Source organism: Kitasatospora sp. NPDC091335 (assembly GCF_044757205.1).
Lineage (GTDB): Bacteria > Actinomycetota > Actinomycetes > Streptomycetales > Streptomycetaceae > Kitasatospora.
The window spans coordinates 73695-99140 of the sequence record NZ_JBIVUM010000022.1; the positions used below are offsets into that span (position 1 = coordinate 73695).

24 protein-coding genes and 1 tRNA gene are annotated in these 25446 nt (G+C 73.6%); 8 read left to right on the top strand and 17 right to left on the bottom strand.

Annotated features, from left to right (window positions below):
- Window positions 1-145 precede the first annotated feature (145 nt).
- The 5 genes from ACIQOW_RS34125 to ACIQOW_RS34145 form a co-directional block, all read right to left on the bottom strand.
- Window positions 146-1654: a penicillin-binding transpeptidase domain-containing protein gene (locus ACIQOW_RS34125; RefSeq protein WP_401091569.1), complete on the bottom strand. Its 1509-nt coding sequence runs from the start codon at window positions 1652-1654 to the stop codon at window positions 146-148.
- Window positions 1654-3003 carry an FtsW/RodA/SpoVE family cell cycle protein gene (locus ACIQOW_RS34130; protein ID WP_401091571.1) on the bottom strand — a complete coding sequence of 450 codons (1350 nt, stop codon included), beginning with the start codon at window positions 3001-3003 and terminating at the stop codon, window positions 1654-1656. The genes ACIQOW_RS34125 and ACIQOW_RS34130 overlap by 1 nt, the downstream gene beginning before the upstream one ends.
- 116 nt (window positions 3004-3119) lie before the next feature.
- Window positions 3120-3623 (bottom strand): DUF1269 domain-containing protein, encoded by a 504-nt coding sequence (locus ACIQOW_RS34135; RefSeq protein WP_401091573.1) that lies wholly within the window; start codon window positions 3621-3623, stop codon window positions 3120-3122.
- A 172-nt stretch (window positions 3624-3795) separates the two neighbouring features.
- The gene (locus ACIQOW_RS34140) at window positions 3796-4482 is read right to left on the bottom strand and encodes an ABC transporter (protein ID WP_401091574.1); all 687 of its coding nucleotides are present in this window, start codon (window positions 4480-4482) and stop codon (window positions 3796-3798) included.
- Window positions 4479-5333 (bottom strand): ATP-binding cassette domain-containing protein, encoded by an 855-nt coding sequence (locus ACIQOW_RS34145; RefSeq protein ID WP_401091673.1) that lies wholly within the window; start codon window positions 5331-5333, stop codon window positions 4479-4481. Before ACIQOW_RS34145 ends, ACIQOW_RS34140 begins: the two co-directional genes overlap by 4 nt.
- A gap of 165 nt (window positions 5334-5498) precedes the next feature.
- Between ACIQOW_RS34145 and ACIQOW_RS34150 the strand changes: the two genes are divergently transcribed.
- On the top strand, window positions 5499-6827 hold the full coding sequence (locus ACIQOW_RS34150; RefSeq protein WP_401091576.1) for a VWA domain-containing protein: 1329 nt from the start codon (window positions 5499-5501) through the stop codon (window positions 6825-6827).
- 2 nt (window positions 6828-6829) lie between these two features.
- Window positions 6830-7702: a peptidase gene (locus ACIQOW_RS34155; RefSeq protein ID WP_401091578.1), complete on the top strand. Its 873-nt coding sequence runs from the start codon at window positions 6830-6832 to the stop codon at window positions 7700-7702.
- Here the strand turns inward: ACIQOW_RS34155 and ACIQOW_RS34160 are convergent.
- The 9 genes from ACIQOW_RS34160 to ACIQOW_RS34200 form a co-directional block, all read right to left on the bottom strand.
- Window positions 7678-8952 (bottom strand): glycosyltransferase 87 family protein, encoded by a 1275-nt coding sequence (locus ACIQOW_RS34160; protein ID WP_401091580.1) that lies wholly within the window; start codon window positions 8950-8952, stop codon window positions 7678-7680. The genes ACIQOW_RS34155 and ACIQOW_RS34160 overlap by 25 nt on opposite strands.
- Before the next feature lie 370 nt (window positions 8953-9322).
- Window positions 9323-9396 (bottom strand) — tRNA-Ala (locus ACIQOW_RS34165).
- A gap of 82 nt (window positions 9397-9478) precedes the next feature.
- A complete protein-coding gene (locus ACIQOW_RS34170; RefSeq protein WP_401091582.1) occupies window positions 9479-10501 on the bottom strand; it encodes a hypothetical protein in 1023 nt (340 codons plus the stop codon).
- 150 nt (window positions 10502-10651) lie between these two features.
- Window positions 10652-11236, bottom strand: a complete 585-nt coding sequence (locus tag ACIQOW_RS34175) for a GNAT family N-acetyltransferase (RefSeq protein ID WP_401091584.1) — start codon at window positions 11234-11236, stop codon at window positions 10652-10654.
- 38 nt (window positions 11237-11274) lie between these two features.
- Complete coding sequence (locus tag ACIQOW_RS34180) at window positions 11275-11778, bottom strand: molybdenum cofactor biosynthesis protein B (RefSeq protein WP_401091586.1); 504 nt, start codon at window positions 11776-11778, stop codon at window positions 11275-11277.
- On the bottom strand, window positions 11775-12215 hold the full coding sequence (gene moaC, locus ACIQOW_RS34185) for a cyclic pyranopterin monophosphate synthase MoaC (protein ID WP_223244583.1): 441 nt from the start codon (window positions 12213-12215) through the stop codon (window positions 11775-11777). Before moaC ends, ACIQOW_RS34180 begins: the two co-directional genes overlap by 4 nt.
- Window positions 12216-12342: 127 nt before the next feature.
- Window positions 12343-13677, bottom strand: a complete 1335-nt coding sequence (gene glp / locus ACIQOW_RS34190; RefSeq protein ID WP_401091588.1) for a gephyrin-like molybdotransferase Glp — start codon at window positions 13675-13677, stop codon at window positions 12343-12345.
- Window positions 13678-13711: 34 nt separating this feature from the next.
- Window positions 13712-14632, bottom strand: coding sequence for a UTP--glucose-1-phosphate uridylyltransferase GalU (galU, locus tag ACIQOW_RS34195; protein WP_188297928.1), 921 nt, complete (start codon window positions 14630-14632; stop codon window positions 13712-13714).
- Window positions 14633-14691: 59 nt separating this feature from the next.
- The gene (locus tag ACIQOW_RS34200) at window positions 14692-15549 is read right to left on the bottom strand and encodes a GGDEF domain-containing protein (protein WP_401091590.1); all 858 of its coding nucleotides are present in this window, start codon (window positions 15547-15549) and stop codon (window positions 14692-14694) included.
- A gap of 62 nt (window positions 15550-15611) precedes the next feature.
- On the opposite strand from ACIQOW_RS34200, the gene ACIQOW_RS34205 reads away from it, so the two are divergent.
- Window positions 15612-16187 (top strand): 5-formyltetrahydrofolate cyclo-ligase, encoded by a 576-nt coding sequence (locus ACIQOW_RS34205; protein WP_401091592.1) that lies wholly within the window; start codon window positions 15612-15614, stop codon window positions 16185-16187.
- Between the two features lie 66 nt (window positions 16188-16253).
- Here the strand turns inward: ACIQOW_RS34205 and ACIQOW_RS34210 are convergent, their stop codons facing one another.
- Entirely contained in the window at window positions 16254-18971 is a 2718-nt protein-coding gene (locus ACIQOW_RS34210; RefSeq protein WP_401091594.1) for a penicillin acylase family protein, read from the bottom strand.
- 241 nt (window positions 18972-19212) lie between these two features.
- On the opposite strand from ACIQOW_RS34210, the gene ACIQOW_RS34215 reads away from it, so the two are divergent.
- The 5 genes from ACIQOW_RS34215 (at window position 19213) to mscL (ending at window position 23865) form a co-directional block, all read left to right on the top strand.
- A complete protein-coding gene (locus tag ACIQOW_RS34215) occupies window positions 19213-20697 on the top strand; it encodes a potassium/proton antiporter (protein WP_188296410.1) in 1485 nt (494 codons plus the stop codon).
- A gap of 297 nt (window positions 20698-20994) precedes the next feature.
- Window positions 20995-22431: an MFS transporter gene (locus tag ACIQOW_RS34220; protein ID WP_401091596.1), complete on the top strand. Its 1437-nt coding sequence runs from the start codon at window positions 20995-20997 to the stop codon at window positions 22429-22431.
- A gap of 126 nt (window positions 22432-22557) precedes the next feature.
- A complete protein-coding gene (locus tag ACIQOW_RS34225; protein ID WP_188296412.1) occupies window positions 22558-22866 on the top strand; it encodes an FmdB family zinc ribbon protein in 309 nt (102 codons plus the stop codon).
- A gap of 279 nt (window positions 22867-23145) precedes the next feature.
- On the top strand, window positions 23146-23415 hold the full coding sequence (locus ACIQOW_RS34230) for a hypothetical protein (protein ID WP_401091598.1): 270 nt from the start codon (window positions 23146-23148) through the stop codon (window positions 23413-23415).
- A 30-nt stretch (window positions 23416-23445) separates the two neighbouring features.
- Window positions 23446-23865 carry a large conductance mechanosensitive channel protein MscL gene (gene mscL / locus ACIQOW_RS34235; RefSeq protein ID WP_401091600.1) on the top strand — a complete coding sequence of 140 codons (420 nt, stop codon included), beginning with the start codon at window positions 23446-23448 and terminating at the stop codon, window positions 23863-23865.
- Between the two features lie 64 nt (window positions 23866-23929).
- Here mscL and ACIQOW_RS34240 read toward each other — a convergent pair whose 3' ends face one another.
- Together ACIQOW_RS34240 and ACIQOW_RS34245 are read right to left on the bottom strand one after the other, a co-directional pair.
- Entirely contained in the window at window positions 23930-24187 is a 258-nt protein-coding gene (locus ACIQOW_RS34240; RefSeq protein ID WP_401091602.1) for a hypothetical protein, read from the bottom strand.
- Between the two features lie 144 nt (window positions 24188-24331).
- Entirely contained in the window at window positions 24332-25303 is a 972-nt protein-coding gene (locus tag ACIQOW_RS34245) for a sigma-70 family RNA polymerase sigma factor (protein ID WP_401091604.1), read from the bottom strand.
- Window positions 25304-25446: the final 143 nt, after the last annotated feature.

Here is a 25446-nt window from a genome sequence, read left to right on the forward strand (position 1 = left end):
CCGCGAAAACACCAGTGTCGCAAACGAACAGTCCCAACCGGCGCATTGTCCGAATTGGCGCATATCGATGTACATACCGGACACTTCGTAGACGGCATATTCACCTCCAGGACGTTAAAGCAGCAGCTCAGCCCGCCGGTGGAGGTCATCCGCCGAGCACCGCCCGCATCACCGACCGGGCGATCGGCGCGGCCAGCGCGCCACCCGTGACGTCCGTGGCGTCACTGTCCGCGACCACCACGGCCACCGCGACGGGCGGCACCGCGGCCGAGCCGGCCGGCGCCGCCCAGGAGATGAACCAGGCGTACGGCGTCCCGCTGTTGTCCACCCCGTGCTGGGCCGTCCCGGTCTTGCCGCCGACCACGGCCCCGGCGATCCTGGCGTTGCCGCCGGTGCCGTTCTCCACCACGTCGGTCATCAGCTTCCGCACCTGTCCGGCCACCGCCGGGGTCGTCGCCCGCCGGTACACGGACGGCTTCATCAGCTGCACGGTGGTGCCGTCGCTCCTGGTCAGCCGGTCCACGAGCTGGGGACGCATGACCGTCCCGTCGTTGGCGATCCCGGCCGCGACCATCGCCATCACCAGCGGGGTGGCCGCCGTGTCGAACTGCCCGATCGAGGAGAGCGCCAGCTGCGAGTCGTCCGTCCGGGTGTCGAAGTTCGACCGGGCCGCGCGCACCGGGACGTCCAGCTTCGCGTCGTTGAAGCCGAAGTTCCCGGCCGTCTCCGCCATCCGGTCCGACCCGGTCCGCACCCCCAGGTAGCCCAGCACGCTGTTGCAGCTGGCGGTCATCGCGGCGGCCAGCGACAGGCCCGCCCGGTCGCAGGACGAGGTGTCGTTGACCAGCGGCGTGGTCGTCCCCGGCAGCACGTACGGGAAGGGCGCCCCGGTCGGCGCGTCGAGGTCGGTGACCACCCCGCCGGCCAGCGCCGCCGCGGCGGTGACCACCTTGAAGGTCGAGCCCGGCGGGTAGGTCTGGCGCAGCGCCCGGTTGAGCATCGGCTCGTCGGCGTCGGCCTGGAGGCGGTTCCAGGCCTCCTGGTCGGCGGCGCCGTGCCCGGCGAAGGCGCCCGGGTCGTAGGAGGGCGTACTGGCCAGCGCCAGGATCCGCCCGGTGGCCGGCTCGATCGCGGCGACCGCGCCCTTCTGGCTGCCGAGCCCGCTCATCGCGGCCTCCTGGGCGGCCCGGTCCAGCGTGGTGTACACGTCCCCGCCGGGGTTCTGCCGGCGGGCGACCGCGTCCCAGACCGACCAGCCCGCCAGCCGGCCGTCGGTGCCGGTCAGCAGCTCGTCCTCGGTCCCCTCCAGCTGGGTGGTGCCGTACGCCTGCGAGGCGAAGCCGGTGACCGCCGCGTACGTCGGGCCGTCGGAGTAGCGGCGCTTGTACGCGTACCGGCCGCCGGTCGGCTCGGAGCCGGTGACCGGTTCCGTACCGACCACGATGTCGCCGCGCGGCTGGGCGTACCGCTCGATGGTCAGCCGCTGGTTGGCGCTGTTGCGGCCGAGGTCCCTCGCCTGGAACACCTGCACCCTGGTGGCCTGCGCGCACAGCGCCGCGACCAGCAGCAGGCAGAAGGTGCCCGCCCGGCGCCCGGTGACCGAGATGCCGGGCAGCCCCTGCGGGCCGTTGCCCCCGGGCCTGGTGCGCGCCATCAGGCCTCCCCCGGCACGGGCCTGCGCGCGATGTCGCTCATCCTCACCAGCAGCGCGACGATGATCCAGTTGGTGACCACCGAGGAGCCGCCCTGGGCGATGAACGGCATGGTCATCCCGGTCAGCGGGATCAGCGCGAGCACCCCGCCCGCCACCACGAACACCTGGAGGCCGACGATCGCGGCCAGCCCGATCGCCAGCAGCCGGCCGAACGGGTCACGCAGCGCGATGCCCGTCCTGAAGCCCCGCGAGACCAGCGCCGCGTACAACAGGAACACCGCGATCAGCCCGGCCAGCCCGAGCTCCTCGCCGATGGTGGCCAGGATGAAGTCCGACTTGGCGGCGAAGCCGATCAGCACCGAGTGCCCGTTGCCGAGCCCGGTGCCCAGCTCGCCGCCCCAGGCGAACGCGAACAGCGACTGGGCGATCTGGTTGGCGCCCTTCCCCGCCGCGATCGAGCCCAGCGGGTCCAGCCAGTCCGCGACCCGGCTGTGCACGTGCGGCGAGAGCCACCCCACCGTCACCGCCCCGACCGCGGCCAGGCCCAGCCCGATCGCGATCCAGCCGGTGCGCGCGGTGGCCACGTAGAGCATCACCACGAACAGGCCGAAGAAGAGCAGCGAGGTGCCGAGGTCCGTCTCCAGCACCAGGACGCCGACGAACGCCGCCCAGATCAGCAGCACGGGCCCCAGCACCCGCCCGCGCGGCAACTGCCAGCGCCAGACCCGGCGGCCGGTCAGCGCCAGCGCGTCCCGGTGCACCGCCAGGTAGGCCGCGAAGAAGACGGCCAGCAGGATCTTGGCGAACTCCCCCGGCTGGAAGGAGAACGGCCCGGCCACGATCCAGATCCGGGAGCCGTACACCGGCGGGAAGAAGATCGGCAGCACCAGCAGCACCAGCGCCACCAGCGCCCCGCTGTAGGCGTAGCGCCGCAACCGCCGGTGGTCCCGCACCAGCAGCACCACCGCGATGAACAGCGCGACCCCCAGGGCCGACCAGAGCAGCTGGGTGGAGGCGGCGCCCCGCCCCGGGGTGGCCCGGTCGAGCCGGTAGATCACCACCAGCCCGATCCCGTTCAGCAGCACCGCGATCGGCAGCAGCAGCGGGTCCGCGAACCCGGCCCGCCACCGGACGACGGCGTGCGCCGCCAGGGCGAGCACCCCGAGCGCCGCGCCGTACTCGGCCGCGTCGGCCGGGACGCGGCCGTCCAGGTTGACGCCGACCTCGACGTAGCCGAACACGGCGGTCAGGACGGCGGCGACCACCAGCACCAGCTCGGTGGTGTGCCTGGTCGGCACCGGCCGGCGCGGCCCGGCGGCGGATCTCGGCGCGGTGGAGGGTGTCGCCACGGACCGTCCTGGGGGAGCGAAGGGCCCGGCGCCGCCGGCCGGGGGATGCCGGTCGGGGCGGACCGGGCGACGGGGGCCGGTCCGCCCCGACGGGAGCGGCGGTCAGGCGGAGCGGGTCAGACGGCGGTCTGGGCGCGGGAGGCGTCGACGGTCGCCTTCAGTTCGGCCTCGGCCTCGGCCGAGAGCGAGGTCTGGATGATCCGGCCCCCGTGGCGGGCCAGCGCCGGGACGACCTTGTCGGCGGTCGCCTTGCGCACCAGCAGGAAGACGGCGGCGGTACCCGGCTGGAGGTGCTCGCCCACCTGGCGCATGAAGTCGTCGTCCACCCCGATGTCGGTGGAGGCGCCGATCGCCGCCCCGGTGGCGCCGCCGACCGCCGCGCCCACCAGGGGCATGAAGAAGAGCAGGCCGATGACCCCGCCCCAGAGCGCCCCGCTCGCGGCGCCCGCACCGGTGGTGCTGACCTGCTGGTGCAGCTTGATCCTGCCGTCCGGGCGACGCTCGACGACGACCGCGTCCTCCAGCTCGATCAGCTTCTGCTTCTGCAGCCCGACCGCTTCGTCGCGCACCGCCTGGGCGGTGGCGAGGTCCGGGTAGGCGATCGCGAAGAGGTTGCTCACTGCGGGGTCCTTCCAGGGTGTCGGACAGGCCGGCCGGGTCCGGCCGCCGAGGCGGTGGCACCGGTGGCCTGATTCGTCACCCTAACGAGTGCTATGCATATGTATCGACTCTTCGCTGCGGTGTGTCCGCCATTGCCGGAATCGGCCGCTCCCGCCGACTCCTGCCGGACCGTCACTCCGGCCGCCGCCCGGCCAGCACCGCCACCCCGGCACCGGCCGCGGCCAGCAGGACGACGGCGAGCAGCAGGCTCGTCCACGGCACGGCGATCCGGCCCGTCCTGGCCGCCGACACCAGGCCGCTCACCGCCGCGTTGGCCGGCGAGGCCGGCACCACCACCAGCAGCGTGGCCAGCGCCAGCGTCGCGGGGATGCCGTACTGCGGACGGACCGGCACCGGACGGTTCGCCAGCGCCCCGGCCAGCACCCCCAGCAGCGCGCAGACCACCGAGGCCGTCAGCCCGGCGAGCACCGCCGACCAGGCCTCCGGGTGCCGCGGCGCCCCCGGGTCGGCCACCGCCCCGCTGGTCCACCACACCACCGCCACCTGACCGACCGCCGGCACCAGCGACGCCGTCAGCGCCGCCAGCAGCGCGCCCAGGTGCACCCGGACCGGGCCCGCCGCCGCCACCAGACAGGCCCGCGAGGCCGGCGGCTCCGCACCCAGCACACCGCGCACGTACCAGGCACTCACCGGCAGCAGCGCCCCCGCACCGAGGCCGAGGCTGCCCAGCAGCGGGTCGCCCGCCGCCACCCCGACCACCATCAGCAGCGCGTACGCCAGGAACGGCGGCAGCCAGGCGTGCGAGCGCAGCAGGAGCTCCAGGTGGTACCGGGTCAGCGCGCCGATCCGCGCCGTCACCGCTCCCCCTCCCCGAGCCGGCGCACCGCCAGCACCCGGACGGCCGGGCGGCCCAGCAGCAGCCGGCGCAGCAACGCGTCCGAGTGCGCGGCCGGCACCACCAGCCGCACCGCCGTCCCGGCCAGCGCGGTGACCTCCGGCGCCCCCGGCAGCGGCGCGGACAGCGGGGCACCGTCGGGGACGTCCACCTCGACCGCCATCACCGGTCCGCCGTCCCGCACCGGCTCCGCCGCCCGCGCCTCGACGGCCCGCACCGCGCCGTCCGTGCCGACCAGGTAGGCGGCGCTGGTCAGCCCGGCCAGCCGGGCCGGGTCGTGATCGACGAACAGCACCGTGCCGCCCGCCGCCGCCCGCTCGGCGGCCGCCTCGTCCAGCACCGCCCTGGCCTCCGGGTCCAGCCCGGTCCAGGCCTCGTCCAGCAGCAGCACCCGCGCCTCGGGAAGCAGCGCCTGGGCGACCGCGACCTTCTGGCAGGTGCCCTTCGACAGCCGGCTCAGCGGCGTGCCCGCCCGGTCCGCGATGCCGAACCGGTCCAGCCACTCCCCCGCCCGCTGCCGGGCCCGCTCCGCCGACAGCCCGTGCACCCGGCCCACCCGCAGCAGGTAGGAGGCGGCGTCGAACGGCAGCGCCGGAGGGAAGCGCTCGGGCACGTACGCCGTCGCTCCCGGCCGCACCACCCGGCCCGTGCTCGGCCGCTCGATCCCGGCGGCCAGCCGCAGCAGCGTCGACTTGCCGCTCCCGTTCCGCCCGGCGATCCGCACCAACTCACCCGGCCCGACGGCCAGGTCGACCCCGCGCAGGATCCAGGGCCCGCCCCGCCCGTACCGTTTCCCGACCGCTGTCAGCTCCATCACGCCCCCGCTCCGGCCCGTTGCCCACAGCAGGCTATCCAGCCCGGGTAGGACCGGCGTGAGCATCGACTCCCCCTTCACGCGCCGGAGTTCACGCCCGAGCGGGTCGAGGCACGATCCGGGCTCGTTTCGCCACGGCGAACTGATGATCCCTAGGATCGGCGGGTGACTACCGGACGACGACCACAGACCAGGCTCGGCAGCCTGCTGGCGGCACTGGCGATAACGGGAGCCTCGCTGCTCCTCGGCCTGCCCGCCCACGCCGACGAACCATCAGCCGGCGCCGCCACCGCGCCCAGGGAGGCCCCCCGGGTCGATCTCGTCCTGGACGTCAGCGGCTCCATGCGCGAGGCCGACATCCAGGGCAAGAGCCGCATCTCGGTGGCCCAGCAGTCGCTGAACGAGGTGATCGACGCGCTGCCCGCGGAGACCGAGTTCGGCATCCGCACCCTCGGCGCGACCTACCCCGGCAACGACAAGGCCCAGGGCTGCCTGGACACCAGGCAGCTCTACCCGGTCGGCAAGACCGACAAGGTCGAGGCCAAGACCGCCGTCGCCACCCTGCGGCCCACCGGCTTCACCCCGATCGGCCTGGCCCTGCGCGGCGCCGCCCAGGACCTCGGCAAGGGCGAGACCACCCGCCGGGTGGTGCTGATCACCGACGGCGAGGACACCTGCACCCCGCCCGACCCCTGTGACGTCGCCCGCGAGCTCGCCTCCCAGGGCATCCACCTGGTGGTCGACACCCTGGGCCTGGCCCACGACGACAAGACCCGCCAGCAGCTGCTCTGCATCGCCAACGCGACCGGCGGCACCTACACCGACGTGCGCACCCAGGAGCAGCTCACCGACAAGGTGAAGCAGCTGGTCGACCGCTCCAACGACACCTACACGGTGGCCCCGGTCAAGACCGCCGGCACCGACAAGTGCGAGAACGCCCCCGTGCTCGCCCCCGGCGTCTACACCGACCGCGAGAAGTTCTCCGAGCACCGCGTCTACAAGGTCCCGGTCAAGTCCGGCCAGGAGCTGCGCGCCTCCGTCAGCGTCGCCCTCGACCGGCCGGTGGCCAGGGACTACGGAGTGCTGCTCCAGGCCACCAGCGCGACCGGGCAGGAACTGGTCCGCGGCACCGACGCCGGCAGCGGCCGCACCGACGTGGCCTCCACCGGCCTGCGCTGGTCCACCGACGACTCCAAGGGCTACGTCACCGCGAGCCCCACCGCCTCGAAGGACTCCAAGGAGAAGCCGGAGACCACCGTCTGCCTGGTCGTCAGCAACTCGCTGGCCCCGCAGGCCGGCGTCCAGGCCGACCCCGGCCTGCCGCTGGAGCTGACCGTCGACCTGGCCTCCGCCTCGCCCGCGCCCGAGGGCGCCGCGATGGGCCTGGGCCGCGGCTGGATCCTGCTGCTCACCCTCACCCTGGCCGGTCTGGCCTTCGGCCTGCTCTTCGGCTGGATCGCACGCTGGCGGATCAGCGTCTGGCGGGAGAACTGACCATGCGTACGACGCTTCGCGGCGCCCTCGCCGCCCTCGCCCTGCTGCCCGCGCTCGCCCTGGGCACGCCGGCCGCCTCGGCCGCCTCGCCGTCCCCCACGGCCGGCACGAGCGGCACCCCGGCCCCGGCGACCAAGGCCGGCACCTCCTTCCTGACCGCGGTCAACCTGTCCCCCGGCCAGGACGCCAACGTCTCCGTCTCCACCGGTGACTACCTGTACTGGGCGTTCGGCGCCTCCGAGGGCCAGACCCCGACGGTCGGCCTGACCGTCAACCTGGCCCCGGCCGCCGACCGGCACGGCCCGCAGACCTGGTCCGTCGAGGTCTTCGACGGGCTGCGCCGCCGCCAGTCGTGCACGGCGGGCACCCAGAACGCCACCGCCGACCAGAGCGCCGGCACCCTGGCGCTGAACTGCACCCTGCGCGAGGTCCGCACCTGGGCCGAGCCGTGGTCCGGCGACCCGCTGCCCGGCACCTACTACGTGCGGCTGTCGGTCAACGACGTCCCGCAGCCCGACCTCGGTCTGGCCTCCTCGGTCCGGCTGCACGTCACGGCCAAGGGCGACGCCGACAACGCCCAGCCCGAGGGCGGGGAGCTGAAGGCCCCGCTGGTCCCGCCGGCCGGCGGCGGGGCGAGCACCGCCAAGGCGGCCGCCCCGGTGGCGCCGGAGGAGCACTGGTACACCGGCTGGTTCTCCGGCTGGAACAGCCGCTGGTACTGGACGATCGGCGGCGGCTTCCTGGCCGCGCTGGCCGGCGTCCTCGGCTACAACCTGACCCGCCACCCGCGCGGGCAGCGGCCGGGCCGCTACGGCGCCGTCCCGGCCCAGGGCGCCCACCAGAGCGGCAGCTACACGGGCTCGGACCGCCCCTGAGGCACCCGGGAGGGCCGGCCGGACGTCGTTCCGGCCGGCCCTCCCGCATGTCCGGACCCACCCGGCTCCGGCCCGGCGGCCACCGGCGCCCCGGCCCCGCCGCCGGTGCCGGTGCCGTCCACGGCCTGCCGCCGGGCCCGGTACAGCCGCACGCCCAGGACGGCCAGGACGGCGATCGCGATCGACGGGTAGACCGCGCCGGGCAGCTGCCAGTACCAGGCGACCCCGCGGCCCCACCGCATGGAGAACGGCACCCTCCACATGGCGTGGGAGAGGAACACCAGCACGGTCAGGCCGAACAGCACCTGGCGGACCCTGCTCCCGGCCTCCGACGCCAGCAGGGCGATGAGCGGGACGCACCAGACCCAGTGGTGGGTCCAGCTGATCGGCGAGACCAGCAGCGCGGTGAGCGCGGCGCAGACCGCCCCCCAGGCGTCGGCCCTGCACAGCACCCGCGCCGAACGCCCGGCCGTCACCGCCACCCCGAGCCCGAGCGTCCCGGCCAGCGCCGGGGCGACGAGCCCGACCAGCCCGGGGTCACCGGCGTCGAGCAGCCGGCAGACGGCTCCGCGCAGCGACTGGTTGTCCACCAGGACGGGCGAGCCGACCCGGCCCGGGTCCCAGAGGTAGCCGGTCCAGAACCCGTACGAGGCGTCCGGCAGCACGGCCCAGCCGGTCAGGCCGGCCGCCAGGAAGGCGCCGGCCGAGACCAGGGCGGCCCGGACCCGGCCGGTCAGGAGCAGGTAGACGGCGAACAGGCCGGGGGTGATCTTGACGGCGGCGGCCAGGCCGATGCCCAGGCCCTTGCGGCGGTCGCGGTCCGGGCGGGTCAGGTCCCACAGGACCAGGCAGAGGATGCCGAGGTTGACCTGGCCGTACCGGAAGGTGGTGAAGACCGGCTCCAGCCAGATGCCGAGGCCGGTCGCCAGGACCACCACGGCCGCGCGGTGCCGCCCCGGCCGGCCGGCCAGTTCGAGCGACAGGTGGACGGCCGTCGCGAGCAGCGCGTAGTTCAGGAGCATCACCAGGACGCGCAGGGTGCTCACGTCGAACCAGGTGCTCGGCACGAAGAGCAGCGCGGCGAACGGCGGGTAGGTGGCCGGCAGGTCCCAGCCGGGCAGCCGCATCGCGTACAGGTCCTCGCCGCGGACGACGGCCCCGCCCTCGGCCCGGTAGACCAGCATGTCGACCATGGTGGCCCCGAGGGTGTGCCGGAACCAGGCGAACACCGCCAGTGACACGGCCGCCACGCAGACGGCGGGGAGGATCCGGGAACCCGGCCCGCCGGCTCCCGCGGCGCCGCCGGACCCCTCCGGGCCCGACCGCCGGGCCCACCGCTTCAGACCGAACTCGCGCACCGCGCTGGCACCCCGTCGAGATGGACCGGATCGTCTCCTCGCCAGCCTCCGGGCCCGCCCGCCGCGACCGGCGCCCCTGGAGCCCAAACGGCGTCAGAATCGAACCCGGAAGGGTGGTGTGATCTCCCCCACAGCCGGCCGCGGCCACCCGCGACCACCCCGGAATCGCCCCAGCCGCCCGGCCCGGATCCCAAAACGCGAAATCCCCCCGGGAGTTGCCTCCCGGGGGGATTTCGTCGACCGGCTGAGCCGGCCTGTTGGGTGGAGCTGAGGGGATTCGAACCCCTGACCCCCTCGATGCGAACGAGGTGCGCTACCGGACTGCGCCACAGCCCCAACGAGAAGAAACTCTAGCACCTTTCGAAGGTGGTCCGTGACCACCCCCCGACCGCACTGCTGGTCGGGGGGTGGCCGGCCCTCATTCGTTGGCCGCGCGCGGGCGCGACTCGGGAGCCTGCGGCTCGGCGTACTGGTCGAACAGCGGGGTCTTGCGGGACTCGGCGGGGCGGCCCGCGGTCCAGGTGCCGGGAGCCGACAGGTCGAGGCCGCGGGAGACCCGGGGGGCGACCGGAGCGGTCACGTAGGTCGGCAGCGGGACGGGCACCGGCTCCCAGGAGTCCGGGCCGGCCGCACCGCGTTCACGCATGCCGTCGACCCACTCCTCGTGCTCGGTCGCCTCGGCCACCGCGGACGCCGAGGACACCGAGGACACCGAGGACACCGAGACGGTGACCTGCTCGGGGTCGGCGGCCAGCCGCAGGTGCGGACGGCGCGCGGACCGCTTCCCGGCGGGCGCGGCCCGGACGGGCTCCGCGGCGGCGGCAGGGGCCTCGGCGGGGGCGCCGTCGGGCGCCGGAGCTTCGGCCCGCTGCTGCTCGCGCTTGCGCAGCCGCTCGGCCGCCTGCGCCGCCCGGACCCGGTCGAGCTTCACCTCGTACCGCTGGCGCTCCAGCTTGCGCAGGTGGCCGATGTAGAAGGTGAGGAGGACCGCGGGGACCGCCGGGACCCAGAGGAAGGTCAGCCCGGCCACCGCGGCGACCACCGCGCCGAGCGCGAAGGAGAAGAAGAGGGCGGTGACCATCCGGCGCCGCCGGGCCAGCAGTCTCGCCCGGCGGTCGATGCCGGCCCTCGGGGCGGGGGCCGGCCGCTCGGCCGGGCGCTGTGCCGGGGGTTCGGGCTCCCGCGCGGGGTCGCCTGAGGCGGCCCCGTCCCGTTCGGGAGGACCGTCGTCGTTCTGCTCGTCGTCACGCGGTTCGTCGCCCAGGGCCCGGGCTGCCCGCCGCTCCAGCCCCGAACGCCCGGCCAGCAGGCGGATGGCGGTGCTGAAGCGTTCCGTCGGGCGCGCCTCGTTGAGTTCGTCCTGCCTGCGGAGCCACATCGGCACCAGATAGGCGGCCCAGGCCCCTACGATGACGGCGTAGATAAGGCCGCTACTGCTCACGATTCACACCGTACGGGCGCACGGGAAGGCCTGGCAGCAATTTGGTGCGGCGTGTCGTGTGATCAAGCTGATTCTCCGACTATTTTGCCGCTATTTGTGGGGGTCCGGTGCCCTGCCGATGCCATATCGATATTTCTTTCGAACATATATTCAATTACGTGGCTCGCACCCGGAACTGAGCGCCCGCCAGCGCTCCAGCATCCCCTCCGGGACCTCCTCGTCGGTCAACGCGTAGACGAGGTGGTCGCGCCAGTCGCCGTCGATGTGCAGATAGCGCGGACGGATTCCCTCCGAACGGAAGCCGAGCTTTTCCACCACCCGCCGGCTCGGGCGGTTCTCCGGACGGATGCAGACCTCGATCCGGTGCAGTCCGAGCGTACGGAAGCAGTGGTTCACCGAGAGCGCCACGGCGGTCGGGATGATGCCCCGGCCGGCCACCCCCTCGTCCACCCAGTACCCGATGTTCGCCGAGCACATCGATCCCCAGGTGATCCCGCCGACGGTCAGCTGGCCGACCAGCTGCCCCTTGTGGAGCACGACGAAGGGCAGCATCCGGCCCGCCGAGGCCTCGCCGCGCAGGAAGCGGACCATCTGCCGGTACGTCGGCCTCGGGCCCGCCGCCCGGCCGGCCGGGCCGGGCGGCACGGTGGCCTCCCAGCGGCGCAGCCAGTCCCGGTTGCGGCGGCTCACCTCCTGCCACTCGCGCTGGTCGCGGGCCCTGATGGGGCGCAGCACGACCTCCCCCTCGCGGAGTTCTACCGGCCAGCCGGCGTTCAGTGCGCGCTCCCGGTTGCTGGGTCGTCGGGCCGGGGGTGGTCCCCGCCGCCGAGCTGGTCGACGGCGTGGGCGAGCAGCGGCTCCAGGACGGCCAGGCCGTCCTTGACGCCGCCGGTCGAGCCCGGCAGGTTGACGATCAGGGTACGTCCGGCGAGCCCGGCGAGCCCGCGGGAGAGCGCCGAGGTCGGCACCTTCTCGCGACCGTACGCACGGATGGCCTCGGCGATCCCGGGGACCTCGCGGTCGATCACCCGGGCGGTCATCTCGGGGGTGAGGTCCATCGGCGAGATGCCGGTACCGCCGGTGGTCAGCACCACGTCGTAGCCGGCCGCGACGGCCTCGCGCAGCACGGCCTCCACCGGCTCGCCGTCCGGGACGACCCGGGGGCCGTCGGCGGTGAAGCCCATCGCGGTCAGGCCGGCCACCAGCAGCGGGCCGCCCCTGTCCTGGTAGACCCCGGCCGAGGCCCGGTTGGAGACGGTGACGGCGAGCGCTCTCATGCGCCCACCTCGGGGGCGAACCAGTCGCCGCTCTTGCCGCCGGTCTTGCTCAGCACCCGGACGGACTCGATCGTGGCACCCTTGTCCACCGCCTTGACCATGTCGACCACGGTCAGCGCGGCCACCGCGACGGCGGTCAGCGCCTCCATCTCGACGCCGGTGCGGTCGGCGGTCTTCACGGTGGCGGTGATCTCGACCGCGTCGTCCGCGACCGCGAGGTCGACCTTGACCCCGGAGACGGCGATCGGGTGGCAGAGCGGGATCAGGTCCGGGGTCTTCTTGGCGCCCATGATCCCGGCGATCCGGGCCACCGCGAGGGCGTCGCCCTTGGGCACGCCCTCGCCGCGCAGCAGCTCGACCACCTGCGGGGAGACCCGCACCCGGCCGGCCGCCACGGCGGTGCGCGCGGTGGTGGCCTTCTCGGAGACGTCGACCATGCGGGCCGCGCCCTGGTCGTCGACGTGGGTGAGGCGGTCGCCGGGGGGAGGTGTCGTCACGGGTAACTCCAGAGGCGCGCAGGTCGAATACCGCGCTACCGTACCGTTCCCCGGTCCTGAGACCCGATCAGGAGTCCAGCAACACCACGTCGACCTCGCTGCCCGCGGGCAGCGCGGTGACGTCCTCGGGGACGGTGATCAGGCAGTCCGCCCGGGCCAGCGCGCCGACCAGGTGCGATCCGGCGCCGCCCACGGGCTCGACCGTGCCGTCCGCCGCCGAGTACCGGCCGCGCAGGAACTGCCGGCGCCCCGCCGGGGAGCGCAGTGCCGCCGGGCAGAGCGCGCGGACCACCGGGCGGTGCACCTCGGCGGCGCCGAGCATGGTGCGGATGACCGGGCGGACGAAGAGCTCGAAGGAGATGTAGGCGCTCACCGGGTTGCCGGGCAGGGCGAGCAGCGGCACCCCGGCCGCGCCGCCGATCCGGCCGAAGCCCTGCGGCTTGCCGGGCTGCATCCGCAGCCTGCGGAAGTCCACGCCCCCGTAGGACTCGAAGACCTCCTTGACCACGTCGTACGCGCCGACGCTGACCCCGCCGCTGGTGACGATCAGGTCGGCCCGGCCGAGCTGGTCCTCCAGGACGGCGCGCAGCCGGTCGGCCTCGTCCGGGACGGCGCCGACCCGGTAGGCGATGGCGCCGGCCTCCTGGGCGGCCGCGGTGAGGGTGAAGCTGTTGGAGTCGGTGATCCGTCCCGGGCCGACCGGCTCGCCGGGCTGGACCAGCTCGCTGCCGGTGGAGAGCACCACGACCCGGGGGCGCGGGCGGACCTTCACGGTGGCCCGGCCGATCGCGGCGAGCAGGCCGAGCTGGGCGGGGCCGAGCCGGGTGCCGGCGTCCAGCACCCGGTCGCCGGCCGTGACGTCGCTGCCGCGGCGGCGGATGTGCGCGCCCTCGGCGACCGGGCGCAGGACCCGGACCTCCTCGTCGGGGACCGGTGCGGTCATCGCGGCGGCGGCGACCCCGGTGCCGGTGCCGCCGTCGGTCCACTCGACCGGGGCGACGGCTCTGGCGCCGGGCGGCAGCGGGGCGCCGGTCATGATCCGGGCGGCCTGGCCGGGACCGACCCTGGGCAGCTCCTCGGCGCCGGCGGCGATGTCGCCGACCACCGAGAGCACCGACGGGTAGGTGTCGGTGGCGCCCTCGGTGTCCGCGGTGCGGACCGCGTAGCCGTCCATCGAGCTGTTGTCGAAGGGCGGCAGGTCGCCGTCGGCGACCACGTCCTCGTCGAGCCGGCAGCCCTGGGCGTCGAGCAGTTGGAGCTCGATCGCGGGCAGCGGGCCGACCGAGGCCAGCACGTCGGCGAGGTGCTCGTCCACCGTCCAGAGGCGAGCCGCCGGGGCCGGGTCCGCTCCGGCGTCGCAGCAGGCGCTGGGCGTGGTGCTGTGCTCGGTGGACCCGGTCATCGGCGGCTCGCTCTCTGTCGTGGTCGGTGCTGCGTCAGTCCTGCATCTCGGTACCGACGTACTCCCGCAGCCAGGTGCGGAACTCCGGGCCCAGGTCGTCGCGTTCGGCGGCGAGGCGGACGATGGCGCGCAGGTAGTCGGCGCGGTCGCCGGTGTCGTAGCGGCGGCCCTTGAAGAGCACGCCGTGCACCTGGCCGCCGTCCGCCGGCTCGCGGGTGGCCAGCTCGCGCAGGGCGTCGGTGAGCTGGATCTCGCCGCCGCGGCCGGGCGGGGTCTCCCGCAGCACGTCGAAGACCAGCGGGTCGAGGACGTAGCGGCCGATCACCGCGTAGTTCGACGGGGCCTCGCCGGGCTCGGGCTTCTCGACCAGGTCGGTCACCTGGAAGACGTCCTCGCCGAAGCCGTTCGCCTTGACGGCGGCGCAGCCGTAGAGGTGGATCTGGGCGGGGTCGACCTCCATCAGGGCGACGACCGAGCCGCCGAGCTCCTGCTGCACCTCGATCATCCGGGCGAGCAGCGGGTCACGCGGGTCGATCAGGTCGTCGCCGAGCAGGACGGCGAAGGGCTGGCCGGCGACGTGCTGCTCGGCGACCGAGACGGCGTGGCCCAGGCCCTTCGGGTCGCCCTGGCGGACGTAGTGCATGTTGGCGAGCTCGACGGACTCGCGGACCCTGGCCAGGCGCTGCTCGTCGCCCTTGCGGACCAGCAGCTCCTCCAGCTCGTAGGCGCGGTCGAAGTGGTCCTCCAGGGCGCGCTTGTTGCGGCCGGTGACCATCAGTATGTCGGACAGGCCCGCGGCGGAGGCCTCCTCGACGACGTACTGGATCGCCGGCTTGTCAACGACCGGGAGCATCTCCTTCGGGGTGGCCTTGGTCGCCGGGAGGAAGCGGGTGCCCAGTCCGGCCGCGGGTACCACGGCCTTGGTAACCGGAACTCGGGAGTTCGTCGTCGTCATGCGTACACCTTACTCAGGCACGTTTTCGCCCGGCCGGGCGCAGTCGGACGGACGGACCGCTAGGAGAGCACGTCGCGGGGCCCGGCCACGGTGGCGGGCGATGCGCCCGGACGGTCGGGTTCGGTGTCCGGCCCGTGATCGGGGGTGCGGTCGGCCGGTTCGGGGCGGTCGGCGCGACGCGGCTCGGCGTCCGTGGCGGGTGCCGAGAGCCGCCAGCAGTCGCCGCCGGCGTCCCGGGCGGCGGCCAGCGCCCGGTCGGCGGCGCGCAGCAGGACGGCCGCGTGGGTGCCGTCCTCGGGCAGGACGGCGATGCCCGCGGCGGCGGTCAGGCCGTTGCCGTCGGCGGGGCGGGACTCGCGCGGACCGGAGGACCAGTCCAGCAGCAGGTGCCGGCGGACCGACCAGACCAGCCGTTCGGCGACCTGCGCGGCGCCCTCGGCGCCGGTGTCCGGCAGCACCACCAGGAACTCCTCGCCGCCGTACCGGCCGAGGGTGTCGGCCCGGCGGATCTCCATCGCGAGCCGCTGGGCGAGGTCGCGCAGCACCGCGCCCGACCTGGCCCTGCCGTGCTCGGCGACGACCGCGTCGAAGCCGGTGATGGCCAGCATCAGCACGGCGAGCGGGCGCGGCCCCTCGGCCTGCTCGGTGTGCTCGGCGCGGCGGGCCCGTTCGATCTCCCGGTCGAGGGTGAGCTGGAGGTGGCGGTAGTTCCACACGCCGGTGAGCGGGTCGCAGGAGGCGGTGCGCTCCAGTTCGGCGCAGCGGTCCTCCAGCTCGGCGATCCGGCCGCGCAGCCGCTCCGCCCCGGCGGCGGCCCCGGCCCGCTCCCGCCGGCCGCGCACTCCGAGGACGGCGGCACCGGCCAGTGCGGGGGCGCTCAGCCCGGCCAGGGCCTGGACCAGCAGCGGGGTGGTCAATGGGGGCGCCCTTTCGCGTGTCAGGCTCTGCGCGTCGACGGTGCGGAGACCAGGAGGATCGGATGCACAACGAGAAGAGCGGCCTGAGGACACGGCTGTTGACGCGACGGCGCGAGCTGGCCGCCGGGGAGCGCGCCGCGGCGGCCGACGCGCTGGCCGGGCACGCCGGGGAGCTGGCCGGTCCCGGTGCCACGGTGGCCGCGTACGTCTCGGTGGGCTCCGAGCCGGGGACGCGGCCGCTGCTGGACGCCCTGCGGGAGCGCGGGGTGCGGGTGCTGCTGCCGGTGCTGCTGCCGGACAACGACCTGGACTGGGCCGAGTACGCGGGGCCGGAAGCACTGGCCCCGGCCGGGCGCGGGCTGCTGGAGCCGGTCGGCCCGCGGCTCGGGCCGCAGGCGGTGACGGAGGCCGCGGTGGTGCTGCTGCCCGGCCTGGCGGTGGACCGCGCGGGGCTCCGGCTGGGCCGGGGCGGCGGCAGCTACGACCGGGTGCTGGCCCGGCTGGCGCGGGCGGGCGTGCGGCCGGTGCTGGCGGTGCTGCTGTACGAGCACGAGCTGCTGGAGCGGGTGCCGGCCGAGCCGCACGACCGGCCGGTGGACCTGGTGGTGCTGCCCTCCGGGGTCCGCGCGCTCGGCTGAGGGGTGGGAACGGCGGCGGCCCCGCTCCCTCGGGGGAACGGGGCCGCCGTACGGGCCGGACGGGCGTCAGCCGGTGGTGAGCACCAGCTTGTGCTTGGTGGCCTTCTCGACCGCGTCCGGCGTGTAGGCCCAGGTCAGCAGCTTGCCCTTGAGCCAGAGGTCGGTCTGGTCGTTGTAGTTGTCGTGGAAGGCGTGGCCGGAGGCGCCGCCGACGTTGACCCAGCGCGAGGAGTCGAGGTCGTTCAGGTCGACCACCATGCGCATCGACGGGATCCAGTCCACCTCGTACCCGGCCGCCGCGTTCCAGCCGGCCGCGTCGACCGCCGCCGAGCCGCCGGAGAGCCGGTACGGGCCGCGGTTGAGCAGCTTGTGGACCGCGCCGGAGGCGATCGAGGAGTCGTCGGTGCCGAGGGTCTGCTCGCGCAGCTCCAGCTTGTGCAGGCGGCCCCAGCTCCAGGTGGAGACGTCCTTGCTGAGCAGCGAGGTCAGCTCCTGGCGGGCGTTCTTCATCGCCTCCTGGAGCAGGTTGTCCAGGCCCTTCTGCTCCTTGTGCTGGTCGTCGATGTACGTCCACCACGAGCTGTCGGGCTTCTCCAGCTGCTGGCGCACCACCTCGGTCCAGCGGTCGCCGCCGTCCGGCTGGGCCTTGCCCGGGTCCCGGGTGCCGCACTCGGTGACGATCTTGGTGGCACTGTCCGGCTTGGTCGGGTCGTCCTGCTGGCGGACCAGCAGGCAGTTGTCCTTGGCCCGCAGGTCGGCCGGGAACTTCTGGCCGAAGGCCAGGATCAGCAGCTGGCGCCAGACGCCGTTGTAGTAGGCGGCGGCGGCCGAGTCGGCGTCCTGGTGGAAGTTCCAGTCCTTCAGCAGGTCCTGGGCCTCGCGCACGTACGGGTCGCTGACCGGCTGCTTGAGCAGCAGCGGGACCAGCGTCTTGGCCATCACGCTGGTGTTGTCCAGCTGGAGGGTCTGCATGTCGTCCGGCGAGATCTTGCCGTTGTTCTTGAGCAGGCCCTCGATCTGGTCGGTGATCTCCTTGGCGCGGGTGCCGTACTCCCAGTCCTTGGTCAGGTTGTACTTGTAGCTCGGGTCCACCACGGCCTGGTTGGCCGTGACGATGTAGCCGGCCGAGGGGTTGAGGCTCCAGGGCAGCGCGGAGAAGGGGATCGGGTCCTTCCACTGGTAGGCCGGGTCCCAGCCCAGCGCCGGGTAGGTGCCGTCGCCCTTGCCGCGGACCGGGATGTTGCCCGGGGCCTGGTAGCCGATGTTCTTGGCGTCGGCGTAGATCAGGTTCTGCGCGGGGACGGTGAAGTCCTTGGCCGCGGCGCGGAACTCCTCCCAGTTCTTCGCCTTGTCCAGCTCGAAGACGGCGTCCATGGTCTTGCCCGGGCTGAGCGCCGTCCACTGGAGGGCGACGCCGTAGCCGCTGGTGCCGCGGTCGGGGGCGGAGGTGCCGTTGGGGGCGTACTTGCCGACGTTCTGCTGCTCGCTGCGCTGGTCGGAGATCAGCGGGGCGCCGGTCTGGGTGGTGCGGACGGTGATGGTGCGGTCCTCGCCGCCGGCCACCTTGATGGTCTCCTTGCGGAGGTCGAACTTCACGTCCTTGCCGTCGTACTGGTAGGTCTCCGGTCCGGTGACCTTCTCCAGCACGAGGTCGGTGACGTCCGCGCCGAGGTTGGTGAAGCCCCAGGCGATGTCCTTGTTGTGGCCGATGACCACGCCGGGCATGCCCGCGAAGGTGAAGCCGGAGACGTCGAACTGGCAGGCCGGGGAGCTGGTCCGGCAGTGCAGGCCCATCTGGTACCAGACCGAGGGCAGGCCCGGGCCCAGGTGCGGGTCGTTGGCCAGCAGCGGCTTGCCGGTGGTGGTGTGCGTGCCGGCGACCACCCAGGAGTTGGAACCGATGCCCTGGCCGGGGCGGCCCAGCAGCTGCGGCATCGCGTCGATCCGGTCGGTCAGGCCCTGCAGCAGCGCCTTGGTGGTGGCCGCGCCCTGGGCGGTGGCGGCGACGGCGGCCGCGCCGGACTGCGGGGAGCCGTCGGCGGGGCGGTAGTTGTCGCCGGCCACGGTGCCGGTCTTCACGATGGTGCCGTTGCGGGCGTACGGGTAGTCCGGGTACAGCTCGGCGATCTTGTCCGGGCCGAAGTCCTGGGCCAGCAGCGAGCGGTCGATCTCCTCCTGGAGGTTCCCGGAGAGGTTCCAGGCCATCGCCTTGAGCCAGGCCACCGAGTCGACCGGGGTCCACTGCTCGGGCTGGTAGCCGCCGTTGACGACGCCGAGCAGCGAGTACTCCAGCGAGGCCTTCGAACCGCCGGGGTGCTCGGCGAGCCAGGCGTTCACGCCGTCCGAGTAGGCCTGGAGGTACTTCTTGGTCTCCGGCGACAGCTTGGTGTCGAACTCCTTCTGCGCCACCTGCCGCCAGCCCATGGTGCGGATGAAGGCGTCGGTGTCGACCTGGCCGTCGCCGAACATCTCGGAGAGCCGGCCGGCGGTGACGTGCCGGCGGACGTCCATCTCCCAGAAACGGTCCTGCGCCTGGACGTAGCCCTGGGCGCGGAACAGATCATCGGCGGTGTCGGCGTACAGCTGCGGGATGCCGTTGGCGTCCCGCTTGACGTCGACGGGCGCGCTCAGGCCCGCCACCTTGACGCTGCCGTCGACCTCGGGGAAGGAGGCACGGACCGCGGAGACCCCGCGGTAGCCGCCGTAGCCGGCGCCGGCCACCAGCAGCACGACCAGCACGATCACGATCAGACGGGCGCGCCGGAACTTCTTCGAGCGGGGCATCTGGGTCCTTGCGGTCCTGACTTCGGGGCGGGCGGGGCGTGTCCGGGGCCTGCGGCCGGGACAGGGCACCACATTAGGCCGAGTCGGCCGAGCACCGTGAACGGGGGACCAAGCTAAAGATATGGCAAAATGTTAGACTGCGTAACGATCCGCAAGAGGAGCATTGACGACTTCTTAACGGGTCACCCCCACAGCACCACCAGACACCCCGTCCGCCCTTGCCTGCCCGAGGTGCCCCTGCGTGAACATCTCCCATCTGAACCAGCTCCTGCTTGAGTCCTCCGTGATCCTGCTGTTCGCGGTGGGCGCCGTACGCCTCTCCACCCGATCAGGGCTGCCCAGCCTGCTGATCTATCTGGGGATCGGTGTGGCACTGGGCCAGAACGGGATCGGTGTCACCTTCAACAACGCCGAGCTCACCCAGGTGCTCGGCTACGCGGCGCTCGTCGTGATCCTGGCCGAGGGCGGCCTCAAGACCAGCTGGCGCGAGATCAAGCCGGTGATGCCGTCGGCGACCGTGCTCGCCACCGTCGGCGTCGGCGTCAGCGTGTTCGCCACCGCGGCCGGCGCGCACTGGCTGGTCGGCCTGGACTGGCGGACCTCGCTGCTGCTCGGCGCCATCGTCTCCTCGACCGACGCGGCCGCCGTCTTCTCGGTGCTGCGGATGGTCCCGCTGCCGCACCGGCTCACCGGCCTGCTGGAGGCCGAGTCCGGCTTCAACGACGCGCCCGTGGTCATCCTGGTCGTCGCCTTCGCCACCACCGGGGAGCTGGACTCCTGGTACGTCCTGCTCGGCACCATCGCCGCCGAGCTGGCGATCGGCGCGGTGATAGGCCTGGCCGTCGGCAAGATAGGCGCCTACGGGCTCAAGCACGTCGCGCTGCCCTCCTCGGGCCTCTACCCGATCGCCGTGATGGCGCTCACCGTGCTCGCGTACGCCGGCGGCGCGCTGCTGCACGGCTCCGGCTTCCTCGCCGTCTACATCAGCGCGGTGATTCTCGGGAACTCCAAGCTGCCGCACGGCCCGGCCGTCCGGGGCTTCGCCGACGGGCTGGCGTGGATCGGGCAGATCGGCATGTTCGTGCTGCTCGGACTGCTCGTCACGCCCGAGACCATGGGCGACGCCGTGGTGCCCGCGCTGGTGATCGGCGGGGTGCTGGTGTTCCTGGCCAGGCCGCTGTCGGTGATGGTCTCGCTGACGCCGTTCAAGGTGCCGGCCCGCGAACAGGCGCTGCTGAGCTGGGCCGGGCTGCGCGGGGCGGTGCCCATCGTGCTGGCCACCATCCCGGTGGTGTCGGGCGCGCACCGGGCCGAGGACGTCTTCAACATCGTCTTCATCCTGGTCGTCGTCTTCACCCTGCTCCAGGGGCCGACCCTGCCCTGGGTGGCCAAGCGGCTGCGGATCGACGAGGGCGACATGGGCCAGGACCTGGGCATCGAGTCCGCCCCGCTGGAGAAGCTGCACGGGCACCTGCTGTCGGTCGCGCTCTCCCCCGCCTCGAAGATGTCCGGGGTGGAGGTCAGCGAGCTGCGGCTGCCCAAGGGGGCGGCGGTCACCCTGGTCGTGCGGGAGGGGAACTCCTTCGTGCCGGACAAGGCGACGGTGCTGCGCGGCGGGGACGAGCTGCTGGTGGTCACCACGGACGAGGTCGGCGAGGCGGCGGAGCGGCGGCTGCGGGCCGTGGACAAGGGCGGCAAGCTCGCGGGGTGGCTGAACGGGCGGTGAAACCGGCACGGCCCGGCACAGCCCTGCCGGGCGGTGCCGGGCCAGGTTGCGCCTGGCGCCGTCTACGCGCGTAACTGTATGCTGGTTCGAACACGCCGTATGACTACCGCTAGACCACACCCAGCATCTGCCTGACGCAGAGTTGGCGCGACCGCTCGGCGGCCGCGGTCCGGCCCCCGGCCACCACGCCGGGCCGACCCGGCATCTACCCCGGTCGACGCGCGAGAGGACGACTCTCGGCGCCGTCGGGGCCACACCATGCCCTGCCGCGCTACCAGGCAGCAGGAAGGACCGACCGTGACGGCGCGCCGAACGGTCGACACCGCCGCGGATCCCGCGGCCACCACCGCAGCTCCCGCCCCCGCCCGTGTCGGGTACGGCGAGCTGCTGCGCACCCCCGGGGCCTGGACGTTCCTGTCCCCCGCCCTCGTCGCGCGACTGCCTTACGCGATGCTCAGCATGGGCATCCTGCTGCTCGTCACCCAGACCCACGGTTCGTACGGCACCGCCGGTACGGTCACCGCGGTCGCCGCCGTCGCCCAGGCCCTGGTCGGGCCGCAGACCGGGCGGCTGGCCGACCGGTACGGCCAGGCCTCGGTGCTCGTCCCGACCGTCCTGGTGCACGCGGTCTCGGTCGGCGCGCTGATCGCGCTCGCGCTCGGCCACGCGCCGGCCTGGAGCCTGTTCCTGGCCGCCGTCCCGGCCGGTGCGAGCGTGCCGCAGATCGGCGCGATGGTCCGGGCCCGCTGGGTCGCCGGGTTCGCCGCGGACGGCGCCTCCGACGCCTCGGCGGCCCGGGTGAGCACCGCCTTCGCCTTCGAGTCCGTGACGGACGAGTTCACCTTCGTGATCGGCCCGATCCTGGCCTCCGGCATCGCCGCCGTCGCCAACCCGGCCACCGCCCTGGTCACCGAGGCCTCGCTGACCCTGGTGGGCGGCCTGGCCTTCGCCGCCCAGCGGCGCACCGCCCCGGCCCGGATCGTGCCGCGGCCCGGCGTCAGGCGCGCCTCGGCGCTCGCCTCCCCCGGCGTCCGGCTGCTGGCCGGGGCCTTCCTCGGCGTCGGCGCGGTGTTCGGCGGCATGCAGGTCTCGGTGAACGCCTTCGCCGACTCGGTCGGCCGGCACGACGCTGGCGGCACGGTGTACGGGATCTTCGCCGGCGGCTCGATGCTGGCCGGCGTGCTGTACGGCGTGATCGCCTGGCGGCGGCCGGTGCAGCAACGGATGCTGATCAGCTACGCGCTGCTGGTGCTGGGCTGCTCGGCGCTGTGGGCGATGCCCGACCTGGTCTCGCTGACCGTCGCCGGGCTGGTCTGCGGGCTGGCCATCGCACCGACCCTGATCAGCGGCTACACCCTGGTCGAGACGCTGGTCGCGGACGGGGCCAAGACCGAGGCCTTCACCTGGCTGACCGGCGCCATCGGGCTGGGGCTCGCGGTCGGCTCGATGGCTGCGGGGCAGCTGATCGACGGGCACGGGCCCTCGACCGGGTTCCTGGTGCCGGTGACCGGGGCCGGGCTGGGGCTGATCGCGCTGGCCTCGCTACGGCACCTGCTGGTGGCGCCGGGGACCGGGGCCTCCGGGACCGGGGCCTCCGGGACCGGGGCCTCCGGGACCGGAGCCTCCGGGACCGGCACCGCTGCCGGTACTGCCGTCGGCGCCGCTGCCGACCGGGTCGCCGCCACGGCGGAGCACGGCGGTGCCGCACGGCTGGTGGGCGCGGCCGAGCGCTGAGCCGGCGGCGGTCCCGTGGCCGGTCCCGGCCCATCTCACACCGGAGTCGCTGGACTGATCCCGCGGAATGCCGCATCATTGACCATCGTTAGCACTCATCAGGCGAGAGTGCCAGGAGGAAGACAAGTGCCCACGTACCAGTACCAGTGCACCGAGTGCGGCAACGGCCTGGAGGCGGTGCAGAAGTTCACCGACGAGGCACTGACCACGTGCCCCGACTGCCAGGGACGGCTCCGCAAGGTCTTCTCGGCCGTGGGCGTCGTGTTCAAGGGTTCGGGTTTCTACCGGACCGACAGCCGCTCCTCCTCCAGCAGCACGGTGGGTGCCGGGTCGTCGTCGACCCCCTCGGCGTCGTCCACCCCGTCCACTCCCTCGTCGTCGTCGTCGGGCTCCGGCTCCTCGGCCTCGTCCAGCCCGGCTCCGGCCGCGGGCTGACACCGGCACCGGGCCTCCTCGGCCCGGACGCCCCGCAGCACCCCGGAAGGCCCGTCGACCCCGCTCCCACGCGGGGACGGCGGGCCTTTCCGCATGCCCGTGGGTGGCTCGTCAACTCGGACAGGCCCGACCCACTCGTGCGGGTGTACGAAGTTATCCACAGGGGCGGGGTTTTCCACAGGCCTGGGGAAAGAGCTCACGGAGTTCGCCGGGAACGCCCATCGTGTGGATCGTCCGGTCCGCGAGGGGCCGGTTCGCCGACACTCCGGAGGTGCGTCGATGACGACCGTGAGCTTCTCCCTCCCCCTGCCCGCGCCGACGGTGCCACCCCGGCAGGAGCTGCCGAGCTTCCCGCCGATCCGGCGCGGGTGCGGCGGGTGGCACCGCTGGCGCAGCGCGGCGCGCCGACGGGCCGGGGTGCCCGTGCTGGTGCTGCTCGCGGTGGCGGCGGCGCTGGCGCTGGGGCCGGCGCGGGCCGGGCTGCCGCCGCCGGGCGGCGCGCTGGGCCGGACGGGTTGTCAGTCCGGCCCTGCGGAAGATCACCCGTGACCAGGAATCGACTTCGTCGTTCGAGGCGGCATGAAGGGCTTCAAGGAATTCCTGCTGCGTGGAAACGTCGTCGAACTCGCCGTGGCCGTGGTCATCGGCGCGGCCTTCACCACCATCGTCAACGCCTTCGTCAAGGGCGTGATCAATCCGATCGTCGGCGTGTTCGGGTCCAAGGACCTCGCGTCCTACAGTTCCTGCCTCAAGGGGCCCTGCGAGGTGAGCACGACCGGTGAGGTCACGTCCGGAATCCTCATCCTGTGGGGCTCGGTGCTCAGCGCCGCGCTCCAGTTCCTGATCGTCGCGGCCGTCGTCTACTTCGTCCTGATCGTGCCCATGAACAGGCTGGCGGCCCACCGCAAGTCCGATGCCGAGAAGGCGTTGGAGGCCGAGGCCAAGGAGGTCCAACTGCTGACCGAGATCCGCGACGCGCTGGCGTCACCGCTGCGCTGACCGGCAGGCTCCGCTCGCCCCCGTCACCGGTTCCCCCGGCACCGATCCCCCTGTCCCCGATCCCTCACCCGCCGTGGTGCGGCGGGCGCTGGCTCAGGTACCAGTCCAGCCCCCGCCCACCGCTCTCCCCGGCCCCGGGGCGGTCGCCCCAGCCGGCGTCGGTGTCGTCCGCGGACTGCTGGTCCAACGGGTCCCGGAAGACCAGCCGGGCCTTGGCGGCGGCGGTCTCCCGCGGCTCCCGGCCGTGCTCCCGCACCTGGTCCTCGTCCCGGTCCTGGCCCTGGCCCTGGCCCCGGTGCTCTTCCTGCCCCTGCTCGCTCACGCTGTCCACTCCGTTTGTCCGTCCCTCCCCTCCAGCCTAAGAGCCCCGCGGCACGCCTCGGGCCCCGGTGCGGAACTCCGCGCCAGGGCCCGGTGAGGGCTCGGCCGTCAGGCCGGCAGGTCTGTCGGGCGGCCGACAGGTCCGTCAGGCGGCTTCGAAGCCCGCGTGGTCGGCGATCTTCTTCAGCTCGGCCAGGGCGTGCTTCTCGATCTGGCGGATCCGCTCACGGGTGAGGCCGTGCTGCTTGCCCACCTCGGTGAGGGTGCGCTCGCGGCCGTCCTCCATCCCGTAGCGGGAGCGGATGATCGAGGCCGTGCGGTCGTCCAGCCGGCCGATCAGGTCGTCCAGTTCCTCGCGGCGGAGCATGACCATCACGGCGTCCTCGGGGGACGTGGCCCCGGTGTCCTCGACGAGGTCGCCGAACTGGGTCTCGCCCTCGTCGTCCACCGACATGTTGAGGCTGACCGGGTCGCGCGCCCAGTCCAGCACGTCCTTGATCCGGGCCTCGGTGGTGTCCAGCTCGGCCGCGATCTCGGCCGGCTCGGCCTCGCGGCCCAGCTCCTTGGACTTCTCCCGCTGCACCCGCCGGATCCGCCCCAGCTCCTCCACCAGGTGAACGGGCAGCCGGATGGTGCGGGACTGGTCGGCGATGGACCGGGTGATCGCCTGCCGGATCCACCACGTCGCGTACGTGGAGAACTTGAAGCCCTTGGCGTAGTCGAACTTCTCGACCGCGCGCACCAGGCCCGCGTTGCCCTCCTGGATGAGGTCCAGCAGGGGGAGGCCGCTGCGCGGGTAGCGCCGGGCGACGGCGACCACGAGCCGGAGGTTGGAACGGATGAAGACGTCCTTGGCGCGCTCCGCGTCGGCGGCTATCGCCTCCAGCTCCTCGCGCCTGATCCCGGCGGGGAGTTCGTCCTCCTCCAGCAGGTGCTGGGCGTACACCCCGGCCTCGATCCGCAGCGAGAGCTCGACCTCCTCGGCGGCATCGAGCAGGGGCGTCCTGGCGATCTCGTCGAGGTACATGCCGACCAGGTCGCGGTCGGCCTCAAGGTTGGTCGGGCGGGCCGCGCGACTCCGGTCGGCCCTGTCGCGAACGACGGCACGGGTGGCCATGCTTGCTCCCTTTGCTGGTATTGCCGAGGTCTGCCTGCCTGCCTCGTGAGGGCAAGATGTGCGGGCCCCTGGGGCCTCACACGTAACGATCCAACGAACAGATTCCGGACAACATTCCCAAGTCGCTCAGATTCTTCCCGGCG

Excerpts from the sequence above, each read along its gene's own strand:
- ACIQOW_RS34210 (WP_401091594.1), bottom strand. The coding sequence starts at position 18,971 with ATGCCCCGCTCGAAGAAGTTCCGGCGCGCCCGTCTGATCGTGATCGTG.
- ACIQOW_RS34245 (WP_401091604.1), bottom strand. The coding sequence starts at position 25,303 with ATGGCCACCCGTGCCGTCGTTCGCGACAGGGCCGACCGGAGTCGCGCG.
- ACIQOW_RS34125 (WP_401091569.1), bottom strand. The coding sequence starts at position 1,654 with ATGGCGCGCACCAGGCCCGGGGGCAACGGCCCGCAGGGGCTGCCCGGC.
- ACIQOW_RS34205 (WP_401091592.1), top strand. The coding sequence starts at position 15,612 with ATGCACAACGAGAAGAGCGGCCTGAGGACACGGCTGTTGACGCGACGG.
- galU (WP_188297928.1), bottom strand. The coding sequence starts at position 14,632 with ATGACGACGACGAACTCCCGAGTTCCGGTTACCAAGGCCGTGGTACCC.
- ACIQOW_RS34180 (WP_401091586.1), bottom strand. The coding sequence starts at position 11,778 with ATGAGAGCGCTCGCCGTCACCGTCTCCAACCGGGCCTCGGCCGGGGTC.
- mscL (WP_401091600.1), top strand. The coding sequence starts at position 23,446 with ATGAAGGGCTTCAAGGAATTCCTGCTGCGTGGAAACGTCGTCGAACTC.
- ACIQOW_RS34155 (WP_401091578.1), top strand. The coding sequence starts at position 6,830 with ATGCGTACGACGCTTCGCGGCGCCCTCGCCGCCCTCGCCCTGCTGCCC.
- moaC (WP_223244583.1), bottom strand. The coding sequence starts at position 12,215 with ATGGTCGACGTCTCCGAGAAGGCCACCACCGCGCGCACCGCCGTGGCG.
- ACIQOW_RS34145 (WP_401091673.1), bottom strand. The coding sequence starts at position 5,333 with ATGGAGCTGACAGCGGTCGGGAAACGGTACGGGCGGGGCGGGCCCTGG.
- ACIQOW_RS34230 (WP_401091598.1), top strand. The coding sequence starts at position 23,146 with ATGACGACCGTGAGCTTCTCCCTCCCCCTGCCCGCGCCGACGGTGCCA.
- glp (WP_401091588.1), bottom strand. The coding sequence starts at position 13,677 with ATGACCGGGTCCACCGAGCACAGCACCACGCCCAGCGCCTGCTGCGAC.